A 13599-nucleotide genomic window follows, 5' to 3' on the forward strand; every position below is an offset into this window, starting at 1 on the left:
GCTGCGGATGCGCGGGTGACCGCGCACACAGCCAGCTCGATATCGGAACGCTACGGACCTGGTCGAAGGCGAACAATGCGCGTTTGCCCCCTGGCAGGTGAAGGAATCACACCGGTCCCTGAAGAAATCCCCTACTCGGAGTGTCCATTTAGGACCTAGAGCCCGCCGAACGCGCACACCTGGCGCACTTCGCCGAAGGACGCGTGCCGTTCCGGCATCCGCTGGTGCGAGCCACCGCGTGCCAGAGCGCTCCGTTGACCGTACGAGCCGCACCGGGGGACCCATCGGCGAGAGCCGGGGTCAGGTGATCTCCGGTTGAGGGTTTCCGGCGCATGTGCGTGGAGGATTCGTCGCAGAGTTTCCACTGGGCTTTCAAGGATATGATTCAGGGACATGGCACAGAGCACGCACACCGTGTCCGGGGACTTCGACCTGACGATGGATGAGCTGCGCGTCGTGGCGCGTTACGTGGTCCGGCATGCAGAGGACGTCCTGCCGGTCTTTGAGCAAGCCGTTCCCGACGACCCGCGCCCCCGGGCGGCGATCGACGCGGCCTGGGCGTTCATCAACGGTGCGAACAGGACGAAATTGCAGCGCGTCGCTTCCCTCGACGCTCATCGAGCCGCCCGGTCCGCACCGTCCGAAGCCGCGCGACTGGCCGCGCGATCCGCCGGCGACGCCGCATCGGCCGCATACCTGCACCCCATCGCCCAGGCCAGTCAGATCGGCCACATCCTGCGAGCCTCCGCGAGCGCTGCGCGCATCGGGGAGCTGGAGGCGGGCGGTGACCCCGCGATCGGAGATGCCCTGCTGGAACAGTCGCGGCAGCGTGCGACACCGGCGCTCATCGACGTGCTCCGCCGCTACCCGCCCGCGGCGATCGGCAGAAATCGCGTCGCCCAGCTGATGAGCGCTCTGGATCGTTCCCTGCGCCAGGCGGCTGACCGGCCGCCAGGCCACACCGCTGGGAGTCGCGCCGATGCGCGCAGGAAGGAGCGCGAGGCATGATCCTCCCGAAGGTCCGGGACCCTCGCTTCGTGACGATCCGCCGGGGCGGGACTCTCACCGATGCGGATCACCATCTCCTCGCCCTATGGGCTGCCTCGTGCGCAGAGCACGTCCTCGACCTCTTCGAGTCGGCCCGGCGTGGGGACCCGCGACCGCGCCAGGCGATCGAGCACGCCCGGGCCTGGGTGCGCGGCGAGGTCAAGATGATGCAGGCTCGCGCGGCGGGCGGCCATGCGATGGGGGCAGCCAGAGACCTGCGCGGGGCCGCACGGCATGCCGCGTACGCCGCCGGTCAGGCCGGGGTCGTCGCCCACGTCGCCGCGCACGAGCTCGGCGCGGCCGCCTACGCGATCAAAGCTGCCCGGGCAGCGGCGCCAGAAGGCCTGAGCGAGGCCGCAGGGCGGCTCGAGTGCCAGTGGCAGCGCGATCAGCTCCCGGAGGCGATCCGCGAGCTCGTACTCGATGACCAGAGGTTGCGCAACGATATCTGCTGGTCGGTGTTCGACTGTTGAAGCAAGACCTCGCACGGCCTCGATTGCCGGCCCGGTCGGAGTTCCCGCGCGACAGTTGCGGCGGCCAGGCGAACCGATGGTGAGCGTGGTGCCGAGTTCCTTCGCCGACACCTTCGGCGTCGAGCAGGCGTCGCAGCTCGCGGAGAGCACCGCCCGGTCAAGATGGGCGAGGATGGATTCTGCGTGCTGACGGACTTGGCGGAAGCTCGAAGCCGGCCTCAATACCACCACCGTCGTGGGTAACGCAAATGTGCAATTTACCCCCGACAGGTCTAGCTTCCCCCAAGCGAGGATCTAAGTGACGTTCCATCCTCGCGGTACGTCCTGGACTCCTCCCCCGTCCAGGACGTCAACAGGGCTCGACATGGTGAGTCCTGCGATTGTTCCGCTTGCGCTCCGTCGAGGGCGTAGGGGCGGTGGAACAACGCAACGAGCCGCCCGCGCACCACAGCTGCGCGGGCGGCTCGCCGCGGGGTGAACTCCGCTGATCGTGGTTTCACCTCGGTTGCGGCTCCTGCCTTCGAGAACGCGCTATGGGCAAGCGCCAGAACCGAAATCTCATCAATGCGGTTTCGACGGCTTGCGAGCCGGTCGGTGCGGCTTGTCCCCGCGGGAGCTACGCGCAGGTTTCCACCGCACGGTGGCGATTCCGGGTTGCCGGATCTGCAGCGTCCGGCTCAGCCGCTGAGCGCGGGTTGCGCGCCCACCGCGCTACTTCGTGATTCGCCTTTCTCCGCACCAATTCTCCCAGCAGGAGGTCATCGCCGCGATCAACGAATGGCTACCCGCTCATCGAACGCGCTCTAGGCGTCCGCGCCGAGGTTCACCTCGCTCCGCTGCTCGATGCCCAGGGCTGCGCAGGCGCCGTCCACGGCCACCCGGCGGAGCTCGTCCTGCGGCACGTCGGCGAACTGGATCGTGCAGTCCTGGAGGCCGCCGAACGCGATCACGGCACGGGTGGCCTGCTCCAGCGTGGGTTCGGGGCCGTGCAGCAGCTTCACCATCCGCCCGCGCCAGGCGAGCACGAGGTCGATCAGGCCCAGATCGGCGAGCGTGGTCAGCTCGCGGAGCATGAGCACCATCTCTTCCCGGTGGCGGTAGTGGAAGTCGAAGTAGCCCTCCAACAGGGCGCGGGGCTCGACCTCGTCCAGTGCCTCCTGGCCCGCCAGGAACGCCTCTTCCTCGTCGATGATCGGCTGCACGATGCTGCGGACCAGGTCTTCACGCGAGGAGAAGTGGTAGTAGAGCGCCGGCTTGGTGATGCCCAGCCGGTCGGCGATCTCCTGCAGGCTGGTCCGCTGCACGCCCTGCCGCGCGAAGAGTTCGCGGGCGAGTTCCTGGATCCGCTGCTTGGTGGCCGAGGGACGACGAGGCACGACTCCACCTTATCTGACTTAACGGTAGGTAGAAATCGATGTACGCTTACTTACCGTTAAGTCAGGAGGGGTCACCATGCGGATTCTGATCTCCGGCGCCAGCGTCGCCGGTCCGGTGCTGGCGTACTGGCTCACCAGGCACGGGTTCTCCGTCACCGTCGTCGAGCGCGCGCCGGCTCTGCGCAAGACCGGCGGTCACGCGGTCGACCTGTTCCGGCCCGCGATGGACATCTCGGAGAGGATGGGCGTGCTTTCGCGCATCGAGGAGCGGGCCACCGGCACCAGCCGGATGACCCTCCACCCGGAGGGCGCCCGGCGTGCCGTCGGGGTGGATCTCGCCAAGATCTTCAGCGCGACCTCCGAGCGGCATGTCGAGATCATGCGCGACGACCTGAGCGAGATCTACAACGACGCCGCGCGAGACGACGTCGAGTACCTGCTCGGCGAGTCGATCACCGCGATCTCGCCCGACGGCGAGGTGCGGTTCGAGAATGCCGCACCGCGCCGCTTCGACCTCGTCGTCGGCGCGGACGGTCTGCATTCCAACGTGCGCAGGCTCGCCTTCGGCGACGAGTCCCGCTTCAGCGCCTCCGCCGGGGCCTACTTCGGTGTGCTGACCCTGCCCAATGCGCCCGGTCTCGACGGCGAGCTCCGCATCCACGTCGGCGTCGGCCGCACCGCCGGCACGTACGGCGCACGACACCTCGGTGACGCACGGGCGTTGTTGTTGTTCCGGAGCGAGCGCGAGCTCGATTACCACCACCACGACGTGCCCCGGCAGAAGGAGCTGCTGCGCGGTGCGTTCGACGGCTTCCACCCCCAGGTGGACCGCTGGCTGGACGAACTCGACCGCACCCCGGCGTTCTACTTCGACTCGATCACCCAGATCCGCATGGACACCTGGTCGCGGGGAAGGGTGACGCTCGTCGGCGACGCGGGCTACTGCCCCGGCCCGGTCGTCGGCGGCAGCACCAGCCTGGCCGTCGTCGGCGCCTACGTCCTCGCCGGGGAGCTGGCGCGGGCGGGCGGCGATCACGAACGCGCCTTCCCCGCCTACGAGCGCGCGATGGCGGAGCACGTGCGCGGCAGCCGCGCGGCAGCGCTGAGCGCGGCGAAGACCCTGGTCCCCACGTCCCGCCTCGGCGTGCGGGGACTGGTCCAGGGCGCCCGCCTGGTCTCCGCCCTGCCCGCGGGTCCCAGCCGCGCCCTCCTCCGCCTCACCACCAAGAACGCACGCGTCCACAACTCCATGACCGTCGACGACTACCCGATGTCGCCCACCGTGCCGGGACGCGGCTAGCGCGCTTCTGGCCCATTGGGCGATCGCTCGCATCCCAAGTGCAGCAAGGAGAAACGTGCACTTCGCCGACTATTCGGCGAAGTGCCACCGGCCCCGTCACGCGGGCCGGCGCACTGCCGCGGTGGCCTGCGACTCGGGCAGCCAGGCGCGGTAGCGGCGCAGTGCCCTTCGCTGCTGGAGTTGCTCGCAGGCCAGGGCGTACGCCGGGTGGGTGCCGGGCGTGGGTTTGGTTCCGCGGGCGATTCGGCGCATCGCCATGCCGGCCGTCGAGGCGAGGGCCTTGTCCGACCAGGTCACCGGCCGCAGCTGCCGGTCGGCCTCGCGGCCGTCCCGCCAGCGGCCGGGCAGATCCGGCGTGACGGCGAGGGCGGTGCCCATCCCGACGAGCGCCACGCCGCTGGCGAGGACCTTTTCGGCGGTCAGCCGAGTTGAACACCGCCGCGCAGCGCACGGCGACGTCCTCCGAATCGCCGCGCAGCGGGCTGCGGCTCGCGGTCGGCATGCATCGGCGGAGCGGTCTCTAGGGCACGTCGAAGGCCAGTAGCACGTTGCCGTGGTCGCTGGGGTACATCGGGTAATACCCGGCCTGGACGTAGAGCGTTCCGTTGGCGACGACCGCGCCACCATTGCCGGAGACCGAGCCTCCGCGTCCGATCAACCCGTTGGCGCCGACGAAATCCCGGACGGTGTCGTACTCCCACAGCACTTCGCCCGTGCCTGCCGCGTACACCCGCATCTTGCCGTCGGTGCTGCCTTCGTAGACGAGTCCCGGGCTGGACGTGACCGCTGGCGTGTGCGCCAGCACGCACTGGTCGGGATACGCCGCCGCGCCGCCCCAATCGCAGCCGTTGGCCGGGTTGGGCGTTGTCCACACGACCTCTCCGGTGGCCGGGTCCAGGGCGTTCAGGGTGCCGGGTTCGGCGAAATAGGTTGCCACGTAGAGGTTTTGGCCATCGTAGCTGCTTCCCCACTGGATGCCGGTGGCCCCGCCGAGCGGCGAGGGGACCGACAACTGCCGCCGCCAGCGCACCTCACCGGTCTGCGCGTCGAAGGCGTGGTAGACGCCGCTCTTCTGGCCGACTCCCACCAGCATCCGCCCCTGCACCGGGAAGAGGTTCGGCGCCGCGCCCAGGTCGAAGTCCAGTGCCGTGTTGTCCTTCAGGCCGGGGCAGTAGCCCTCCGAATCGGGGACGTTGCACAGATCCCGCCAACTGTCCGCGTCGGTGACCTGCTGCTTCCACCGCAGTTCGCCGTCGAAGGCGTCCAATGCGAGCAGCGTGTCGAAGTCGCCGCCGTTCCCCGAGTAGTTCTGCCCGGTGCCCACGTACAGCGTGCCGGTCGTCTCGTCGATCACCGGCGAACCCCACACACCCGCCCCGGAGGGCTCGTAACGAGTCGCGCCGCTGGGCCAGGTTCCGACGGCCTTCGGTTCGGGAACGGTGTGGTAGCGCCACATCAGCGCCCCGGTCGCGGCGTCGAGCGAGTCGATGTGCCCGCGGAAGGTGCAGCACGGGTAATCCGGGCCGACGCCGTGCTCGGCGCTGGCGGCACCGAGGTAGATCCGGCCCTGGTAGTACAGCGGCGAACCGGTGTGCCAACCGCGCGGGTGGTCTTCGGTGTCCACCGCCCAGATCAGCTTCCCGGTGTGCTGGTCCAGCGCGTACACGTAGCCCCGGCTGTCGCCGAAGAAGACCTTGCCCTCGGCGACGGCCGGTCCGGTCGCCCCGTTGAACGCGACCCCGTCCACCGGACCCGGGGCCACCGAGGTCAGGTCGAACCGCCACCTCAGCTTTCCGCTGCGGGCGTCGACCGCGTAGAACTGCTGGTCCGGCCCGCCGAAGAACACATCATCGCCGACCACGGCGGGCTGGCTCTTCACCCACGCCTCGGTTTTCGGATACGCGAACGCCCACTTGAGCTTCAGCCCACCGACGGTGTCCGGCGTGATCCGGTGCTCCGCGCGGCTGAACCGCGACCCGGCGAGATCGCCCTGCCAGCTCGGCCAGTCTCCTCGACCGCTACCCGAATCCTCGCTCGCCGTGGCGCTCGCCGTGCTGCCGACAACCACGGCAGCGCACAACACGACCAGCCATCCGGGCGCCCGGCGCATAGGAACCACTCCCCTGGATCGCGACGTCCCGCCAAGCCTGGCAGCAGCGCCGGATCCCGTCGATCCGCCGCAGGAACCTGATCACCGGGCCGACGCCCCCGCCAAGTGGCCGCAACCGTTGCGGGGAAACGGTGGCACGCTTGGGCACCGACACTGTCGATCAGCCCTCGGTCAACTCCCGTCCGGTTCGCCTTTCCCTCGACGGAACTCCTGGATGTCACTCAGCAGTCCCAGAGCACGCCCTGATCCCCCGCGCGCGGCTGCGGTTGCTGATGCGGACGCGCAACGTGGCCGTCCCCGGCCGCAACGCGACGGTCGCGGAGAACGAGCGGCTGGACATCGCTGCTACTCGTAGTCCTCGGTGAGCAGGAAGTCTGGTTTGCCTTCTCGCCATCCTGGGACGTTCATCGAGTTCAGGACGGAGATCAGCTTCTTCTCCTCGTAGATGAAGTGCGTTTCCATGATTGCCGACAGGCCCTCCAGCTCCGCGCGCACGTTCGCCGCGGTCGCCGGGTCCGGGGTCTCCGGGAGGTTTCCGAGCAGCTTCTCCAGGTTGCCCAGGATCCAGTCGATCCGGTTGTGGTCCGTCTTCAGCTCCGAGATCACCTTGCGGAGTTCGGGGTGCTCGTCGGCGATCACCGGGAACGCGCCGCGGTCCTCGCCGGTGTGGTGGCGGGTGAGGGCCGAGCAGAAGGAGAGGCAGTGGGCCCGCAGGTCGCGGGACGGCAGGCCCTTGCCGTCGAAGTAGTCGTCGACGTCGTCCCGGAGGTCCTCCAGTTGCTCGCGCAGCCAGATGTGCACCTCGATCAACTGGTAGCCGAAGGCGGTGAGGCGGCTGTGCGCCTCGGAACTCCCAGCCATGCTCCTCCTCGGATCGGACGTCTCCCCGTTGCCCCAGCGGGCGGCCCCTGGACGAACGATAGCGATCTTGCTCGTGCCGGTCTGGAGCCGAGCGCAGTCAGCCGGTGGGGTCGAGCGGCGTCGCCGTGTCCGCATCCTGGTACCTCCGGATCGTCGGGTCGATCACCTGCTGGAAAATCGCCTCATGTTGTACGGGCGCGCGGTGGAGCAGGCCGCTATCGACGAGCTGACCAGCGCGGCTCGGGGCGGCACCGGCCGGGCTCTGGTCCTGCGCGGCGAGGCCGGCGCCGGGAAGTCGGCCTTGCTGGACTACGCGGCCGCTGCGCCGATGCGCGTGCTCCGGGCCACCGGGGCCGAGCCGGAGGCCGATCTGGCCTTCGCCGCCCTGCACCAGCTGCTGCTTCCGGTGACCGATCTGCTGGATGCCTTGCCCGAGCCGCAGCGCGATGCCGTCCGGGGCGCGCTGGGACTGGCGGCTCCGCCCGCGGAGGACGCGCGGTTCCTCGTCTCCGCCGGAGTTCTCTCGCTGCTGGCCGAGGCCGCCGCCGACAGTGGCCTGCTCTGCCTCATCGACGACTTCCAGTGGTTCGACCGGGCGTCGGCCGACGCGATCCTCTTCGCGGTCCGGCGGCTGCGCACCCACGGCGTGGCGGTGCTGATCGCCGTCCGCGACAGCGCTGGACCGGTCGTGCGCGACATCCCCGAACTGCGCGTCGGCGGCCTCGACGCGAAGAGCTCCGGCGAGCTGCTCGCCGGGTGTTCCGCCGCTGTTCCCCCGGCGGCCGTGGAAGAGCGCCTGGTCGCGTTGACCGGCGGCAATCCGCTGGCGCTTCGGGAGGTGGCCGGGGCGCTGACGCCCGACCAGCTCGCCGGGCGGGTGCCGCTCCCCGATCCGCTGCCGGTCGGCGCCGGGGTCGAGCTGTTCGGCAGCCAGGTGGCGGAACTGCCCGAGTCGACGCGGCTCGTGCTCCTGGTCGCGGCCGCCGAAGGTTCCGGCGAGCTCGGCTGGGTGCTCGGTGCGGCGGCCCGGCTCGGCAACGACTCGACGGCCGCGCTGGAGGCGGCCGAGACCGCCGGGCTGATCACCGTCGAGGGCTCATCGGTCCGGTTCCGGCATCCGCTCGTCCGGTCCGCCGTGTACGCGGCGGCGACCTTCGCGCAGCGGCAGGCCGTGCACGCGGCGCTTGCGGAGGCGCTGGCGGAGGCCGGGGAGCTCGATCGGCAGGCTTGGCACCGGGCCACCGCGACGGCCGGGCGGGACGCGCAGGTCGCCGACCGGCTCGCCGAGGCAGGCGAAAGGGCGAGGGCGCGTGGCGGTTTCGCCGACGCGGCGGCCGCGCTGGCGCGGTCGGCGGAGCTCACGCCCGAACCTCCGGTGCGGGCCCGGCGGCTCACCGATGCGGCGACGGCGGCCTGGCTGGGCGGGCTGCCGGGGCGGGCGGAGAGCTGCCTGGCCGAAGCTCGCGAGCTGACCGACGACCCGCGCCTGCTCGCCGAACTCGCGCAGCTGCACGGCCGTTTCGAGCTCAGCTCGGGCGATGCCGCCGCGGCGCAGCGCGTGTTCACCGACGGCGCGCAGCGTGCCAAGGACGCCGATCCCGCCCGCGCTCTTCAGATGCTCGGCGATGCCGCCGAGGCCGCTGCCAACGTCGGTGACGTCGCCGCGACCGTGCAGATCGGCCGGTTCGCGGAGTCCTATCAGGACACCGATCCGTTCTTGCGGGCCATCCTCGTCGGCGTGGCGGCGATGCACACCGGCGACGCCGAGCGGGGCGTGCCGCTGCTGCGCGGCGCGCTCGCGGGCGCCGACGGGCTCGGCCGCGCGGACCGGCTGTTGTGGGCCTCCGTCGCGGCCGGTGAGCTGGGCGAGATCGACAGCGCGGCCGAGTACATCATCCGCGCCGGGCAGGTGGCCCGCGTCTCCGGCATGACCGGGCAGCTGCCGGTGGTCCTGGAGTTCGTGGCCCGGGCCGAGCGCATCAGCGGCCGCTTCGCCCTCGGCGCCGCGATCTCCGAGGAAGGGCTCGCGCTCGCGCGCGACGCCGGGTACACCAACTCCACCGCCGGTCACCTGGCCAACCTCGCGGTGGTCGCGGCCGTCCGGGGCCGGGAAGCCGACTGCGAGCGCTACGCCCGGGAGGCCCTGGCCATCGCGATCCCGCACCGGGCCGGGCTGCACGCGAGCGTCGCGGCCTACGCCCTGGGACTCCTCGACCTCGGTCTGGGGCGTTTCGCGGCGGCGCACGGCCGTTTCGAGTCGATGGCGGGCGCCGGGCCTGGGGCGGGGCATCCGGTCACGACCCTGCGCTCGACTCCTGACCGCGTCGAGGCCGCGATCGGTTGCGGCGAGCCGGCTGCCGCGCGCACCGCGCTGGAGGCGTACGAGCGCTGGATGGCGAACGCGCGCACTTCGGAGTCGCAGGCGCTGCTCGCCCGCTGCCGTGCGCTCGTCACCGAGGGCGCTGACGAGGGACTTCCGCTGTACGAGGAGGCGCTGCGCCTGCACGCGGGGGACGGCGGTTCGCCGTTCGAGGAGGCCCGGACCTCGCTCCTCTACGGGGAACGCCTGCGCCGCGCGCATCGGGGAGGCGATGCGCGCTTGCCGCTGCGCACCGCGCTGGAGACCTTCCAGCGGCTCGGCGCCGAACCGTGGGCAGTTCGCGCGCACGGTGAGCTGCGCGCCGCCGGCGAGTCCGCTGCCCGGCACGAGTCCGACGCTCTGAGCACGCTCACACCGCAGGAGCTGCGCATCGCGCGGTTGGTCGCGGACGGCGTGTCCAACAAGGAGGTGGCGGCCCGCCTCTTCCTGAGCCCGCGGACCGTCGAGTACCACCTCTACAAGGTCTACCCGAAGCTCGGCGTCGCCTCTCGCACGGAGCTATCTCGCCTGGTCAACGCCGCCCGGTGAGCCGATCCCGGTACTGGCCGGCACGTGCCCAGTGGTCCTACGGATGGCACCGGTGGCGCGCTGGACCAAGCTTCTCCTCACCGAGAACGCGAAGGAGCTGCGCATGACCGAACGCATGATCACCAACGGGAGCGTCGAGCTGTGGACCGAGGAGTTCGGCGATCCGGGCCACCCGCCGGTGCTGCTGGTGATGGGCTCGATGTCGCAGGGCGTGCTCTGGCCGGACGGGCTCGTCGGCCGGCTCACCGCGGCGGGGCGCCGGGTCATCCGCTACGACCACCGCGACACCGGGAAGTCCAGCGCCATCGACTTCGAGGCCGATCCCTACACCTGGGCCGACATCAAGGACGACGTCCTGGCGGTGCTCGACGCGTATGGGATCGACCGGGCGCACATCGTCGGTCATTCCGCCGGTGGGCTGCTCGGCCAGTGGATCGCGGCCGAGCAGCCGGAGCGGGTGCTGTCCCTCACCGTGATCGGGTCCTCGCCGCTCGGCCGCGGGGAAGGCGTCACGCTGGTGCGCGCCCTGATGGGCGAGGACCCGCAACCGGGCGAGCTCCCCCGCCCCACCCGGGAGTTCGTCGAGCACTTCGGCAAGGCCGCGGTGAACCCGCCCGCGCCCGACCGGCGGTCGCAGATCGACTTCGCGATCGAGACCGCGCGGGTGCTGCACGGCCCGGCGATCCCGTTCGACGAGGACGAGCAGCGGCGGTTGGAGGAGCGCATCTTCGACCGGGACCGCGATCCCGCGACGGTCGCCAACCACCGGCTAGCCGCGATGACCGATTCCGCCTTCGAACCTGTCGGCGCGCTCGCCCGGATCGAGGCCCCGACGCTGGTCATCGAGGGCACCCACGAACCGGTGAAGCCGGGCCACGGCGCGCTGATCGCCGAGGAGATCCTGGGCGCCGAGCTGCTGCTGGTCGAGGGCATGGGCCACACGTTGCCGTCGCAGGTGCACGAATTCCTCGCCCGGGCGATCCTCTCGCACACCTCCTGATCGCGACGCGTGGCGGCTCGAATCCGCCAGCTGGGAACGATTTTCATGCTCTCGGATGATTGAAGCGGGCCGGGTGGTGCTCAAGGATGAGTACCACCCGACCTCTCCTGCCCGATCCGGGCAAGAACGCAAAAAACAATCGCAATCGCCGTCGTGCGTTAGGAGAATTCCCAGATGTCCACGGGAGAATTGCCCCGGGTGCCCGGGGTCGTTCAGCAATCGTCGTTCGACGTGGGCATGCGGCTGGTGCAGCGGCACGGCGAACTCGAAGGCCGGCCGGCGGAGTTCGACCTGATCGGGCTCCGATGGGATCTGCTGCCGGGGGTCTTCGCGCCGATCCACACCGCGTCCACCGAGCTGTTCGCCCGATGGCTGCCTTACCCGAACGGCGGCAGTTTCCTCGAAGTCGGTTGCGGCACAGGGGTGATCGCGGTGAACGCGGCCTTGCGCGGCTGCGTCTCGGTGTCCGCAGTGGACATCGTCCCGGCGGCGGTGCGCAACACCGAGCTGAACGCCGCCCGCCACGGAGTGGCGGACCGGGTCCGGGTGCTCGGCGGCGACATCTTCGACGCCTTGAACCCCGACGAGCGCTTCGACGTGGTGTTCTGGAACTCCAATGTGGTCCCGGCCCCGGCGGACTTCGACTACACCATTCCCACGCAGCGGGCGATCTTCGACGCCGGCTACGCCGCGCACGACCGCTACCTCCGGGAAGGACTGGCGCGGCTGACCGAGAAAGGGCGGCTGTTCCTGGGCTTCAACAGCCTCGGTGACATCGCCCGGCTGCGAGCCCTCGCGTCGCTGATGGGCCTGCGCGCCACCGAGATGCAGCGGGCGACGAACCGGGCCGGGAACGCCCCGGTCACCTTCCAGCTCCTGGAGATCACCGCCGCGAACGGGCTATGACCGCGCCGCCGCGGCTTCGCGCAGCGCGGCGCGGTCGAGCTTGCCCATCCCGATCAGCGGCATCGCGTCGACGAGCTCCAGCCGCTCCGGCATCTTGTACCGGGCCACTCCGCGGGATTCCAGGTGCAGGCGCACCTCCCGCAGTTCCGGGACCACGTCGCCGACCGGCACCACGTAGAGGCACACGATCTCGCCGTGCATCGGGTGCGGGCCGGCGACGGCCGCGACCTCGGCGACGTTGTCCAGCTCCCGGACGAGCTGTTCCAGCTCCTCGGCGCAGATCTTCTCGCCGCCGCGGTTGATCACGTTCTTGATCCGCCCGACGACCTGGAGATCACCGCCCGGAAGCTGCCGGACGAGGTCGCCGGTCCGGTAGAAACCGTCTGCGGTGAAAGCGTTTTCGGTGGCCGTCGGGTCCCGGTAGTAGCCGCCGATCGTCGCCGGGCCTCGTGTCAGCAGCTGCCCGGGCTGCCCGGGCGGAACGGGTGCGCCCCCGTCGTCGACGACCAGCACCTCCTCTGCGACCGAGACCGGCCGACCCTGCGTGGAGGACACCACGTCCGCCGGATCGTCGAGCCTGGTCGCGTTGATCAAGCCTTCCGTCATGCCGTAGACCTGCTGCACGACGGGCCCCAGCACCGAACGCGCCCGCTCCGCCGCATCGGGTTCCAGCTTGGCGCCCCCGATCTGGGCCGCGACGAGACTTGAGGTGTCGAAGCGCTCCCCGTCGAGCACCGCCAACCACTGACCGAGCAAACCCGGCACCGCAGCGAAATGGGTCACCCGCTCCTGCTCGATCAGGCGCAGCGCACGGCGCGGGTGCTCCGCGCTGTCGAGCACGACCGTCCCGCCGGCGGTGAGGACGCCCAGAATTCCCGGGCAGGACAAGGCGAATCCGTGCGCGACGGGCATGACCGCGAGGTACACGGTGCTCGCGTCGATCCGGGTCACCGCCGAGGTGGTCCGGATGATGTGGCCGAGGGACTCGTGCGTGCGGGCGATCACCTTGGGCGGCCCGGAAGTCCCGCTGGAGAGCAGCAGCACAGCAGCGTCCTGCGGCCGTGGCCGGTCGATGGGTGCCGCGTCGCAGCCGGAAGTGCTTGGCCTGCACAGTTCGGACAGGTCGACGATGTCGCTTCCGGACGGCGGTTCTTCGCCCGTGAGCAGCAGCATCTCCAGGTTCGGGTGCCTGGGGCGGAGTTCTCGGACCATCGCGAGGTGGTCGAAGCGCCGCGTCCGGTGTGGCAGGGCCATTGCGCGGCTGCCGGTCAACTTCAGGATGCGCTCGACCTCGTACGACCGCAGCGTCGGGAGGAGGAGCATCGGCAGCGCGCCGATCCGCAGCAGGGCGAGCAGGAGTACGACGAACTCGATGCCGTTGGGCAGTTGCACCGCAACCGTGTCGCCGCGCCGCAAAGCTCGCGCCGAGAGCCCTCCGGCCGCGCGATCGACGGCGGCGGCCAGCTCCCCGTACGTCATCCGCCGGTCGCCGGACACCAACGCGCACTTGTGCGGAAGGCCTTTCCCGTGGCGCAGAACGAGTTCGTGCACGGTCTCGGGCCGCCACCACCCGGACTCGCGGTAGCTTCGTGCGCGTTCTTCCGGGATGCCGGGCACT

11 protein-coding genes are annotated in these 13599 nt (G+C 70.6%); 6 read left to right on the forward strand and 5 right to left on the reverse strand.

The features are described from left to right. The first annotated feature begins 393 nt into the window (after positions 1–393). The gene (locus ACWEV3_RS28180; RefSeq protein ID WP_452616771.1) at positions 394–1008 is read left to right on the forward strand and encodes a putative immunity protein; all 615 of its coding nucleotides are present in this window, start codon (positions 394–396) and stop codon (positions 1006–1008) included. Beyond that, positions 1005–1520 (forward strand): putative immunity protein, encoded by a 516-nt coding sequence (locus tag ACWEV3_RS28185; protein ID WP_452616772.1) that lies wholly within the window; start codon positions 1005–1007, stop codon positions 1518–1520. Before ACWEV3_RS28180 ends, ACWEV3_RS28185 begins: the two co-directional genes overlap by 4 nt. Before the next feature lie 803 nt (positions 1521–2323). Here ACWEV3_RS28185 and ACWEV3_RS28190 read toward each other — a convergent pair. Beyond that, positions 2324–2896 (reverse strand): TetR/AcrR family transcriptional regulator, encoded by a 573-nt coding sequence (locus tag ACWEV3_RS28190; protein ID WP_452616773.1) that lies wholly within the window; start codon positions 2894–2896, stop codon positions 2324–2326. A gap of 76 nt (positions 2897–2972) precedes the next feature. On the opposite strand from ACWEV3_RS28190, the gene ACWEV3_RS28195 reads away from it, so the two are divergent. Beyond that, positions 2973–4196: an FAD-dependent monooxygenase gene (locus ACWEV3_RS28195; protein WP_452616774.1), complete on the forward strand. Its 1224-nt coding sequence runs from the start codon at positions 2973–2975 to the stop codon at positions 4194–4196. Positions 4197–4292: 96 nt separating this feature from the next. On the opposite strand, the gene ACWEV3_RS28200 is transcribed toward ACWEV3_RS28195, so the two are convergent. From ACWEV3_RS28200 to ACWEV3_RS28210, 3 genes are all read right to left on the reverse strand, one after another. Beyond that, positions 4293–4589: a hypothetical protein gene (locus ACWEV3_RS28200; RefSeq protein WP_452616775.1), complete on the reverse strand. Its 297-nt coding sequence runs from the start codon at positions 4587–4589 to the stop codon at positions 4293–4295. 127 nt (positions 4590–4716) lie between these two features. Then, entirely contained in the window at positions 4717–6306 is a 1590-nt protein-coding gene (locus ACWEV3_RS28205) for an outer membrane protein assembly factor BamB family protein (protein WP_452616776.1), read from the reverse strand. Positions 6307–6651: 345 nt separating this feature from the next. Then, positions 6652–7167, reverse strand: a complete 516-nt coding sequence (locus tag ACWEV3_RS28210; RefSeq protein WP_452616777.1) for a hemerythrin domain-containing protein — start codon at positions 7165–7167, stop codon at positions 6652–6654. Positions 7168–7351: 184 nt separating this feature from the next. On the opposite strand from ACWEV3_RS28210, the gene ACWEV3_RS28215 reads away from it, so the two are divergent. The 3 genes from ACWEV3_RS28215 (at position 7352) to ACWEV3_RS28225 (ending at position 11981) form a co-directional block, all read left to right on the forward strand. Beyond that, on the forward strand, positions 7352–10075 hold the full coding sequence (locus ACWEV3_RS28215; RefSeq protein ID WP_452616778.1) for an ATP-binding protein: 2724 nt from the start codon (positions 7352–7354) through the stop codon (positions 10073–10075). Between the two features lie 103 nt (positions 10076–10178). Then, the gene (locus tag ACWEV3_RS28220; RefSeq protein WP_452616779.1) at positions 10179–11075 is read left to right on the forward strand and encodes an alpha/beta fold hydrolase; all 897 of its coding nucleotides are present in this window, start codon (positions 10179–10181) and stop codon (positions 11073–11075) included. Positions 11076–11249: 174 nt separating this feature from the next. Beyond that, complete coding sequence (locus ACWEV3_RS28225) at positions 11250–11981, forward strand: methyltransferase domain-containing protein (RefSeq protein ID WP_452616780.1); 732 nt, start codon at positions 11250–11252, stop codon at positions 11979–11981. On the opposite strand, the gene ACWEV3_RS28230 is transcribed toward ACWEV3_RS28225, so the two are convergent. Further along, positions 11976–13598, reverse strand: coding sequence for a (2,3-dihydroxybenzoyl)adenylate synthase (locus ACWEV3_RS28230; RefSeq protein WP_452616781.1), 1623 nt, complete (start codon positions 13596–13598; stop codon positions 11976–11978). The two genes, ACWEV3_RS28225 and ACWEV3_RS28230, sit on opposite strands and share 6 nt — an antisense overlap. Position 13599 lies beyond the last annotated feature (1 nt).

The sequence above is a fragment of the Saccharopolyspora sp. NPDC003752 genome, from assembly GCF_053605825.1.

What these genes read in the sequence shown, in the direction of transcription:
- ACWEV3_RS28180 (WP_452616771.1), top strand. Translation starts at nt 394, where the DNA reads ATGGCACAGAGCACGCACACCGTGTCCGGGGACTTCGACCTGACGATG.
- ACWEV3_RS28185 (WP_452616772.1), top strand. Translation starts at nt 1,005, where the DNA reads ATGATCCTCCCGAAGGTCCGGGACCCTCGCTTCGTGACGATCCGCCGG.
- ACWEV3_RS28195 (WP_452616774.1), top strand. Translation starts at nt 2,973, where the DNA reads ATGCGGATTCTGATCTCCGGCGCCAGCGTCGCCGGTCCGGTGCTGGCG.
- ACWEV3_RS28205 (WP_452616776.1), bottom strand. Translation starts at nt 6,306, where the DNA reads ATGCGCCGGGCGCCCGGATGGCTGGTCGTGTTGTGCGCTGCCGTGGTT.
- ACWEV3_RS28210 (WP_452616777.1), bottom strand. Translation starts at nt 7,167, where the DNA reads ATGGCTGGGAGTTCCGAGGCGCACAGCCGCCTCACCGCCTTCGGCTAC.
- ACWEV3_RS28215 (WP_452616778.1), top strand. Translation starts at nt 7,352, where the DNA reads ATGTTGTACGGGCGCGCGGTGGAGCAGGCCGCTATCGACGAGCTGACC.
- ACWEV3_RS28220 (WP_452616779.1), top strand. Translation starts at nt 10,179, where the DNA reads ATGACCGAACGCATGATCACCAACGGGAGCGTCGAGCTGTGGACCGAG.
- ACWEV3_RS28225 (WP_452616780.1), top strand. Translation starts at nt 11,250, where the DNA reads ATGTCCACGGGAGAATTGCCCCGGGTGCCCGGGGTCGTTCAGCAATCG.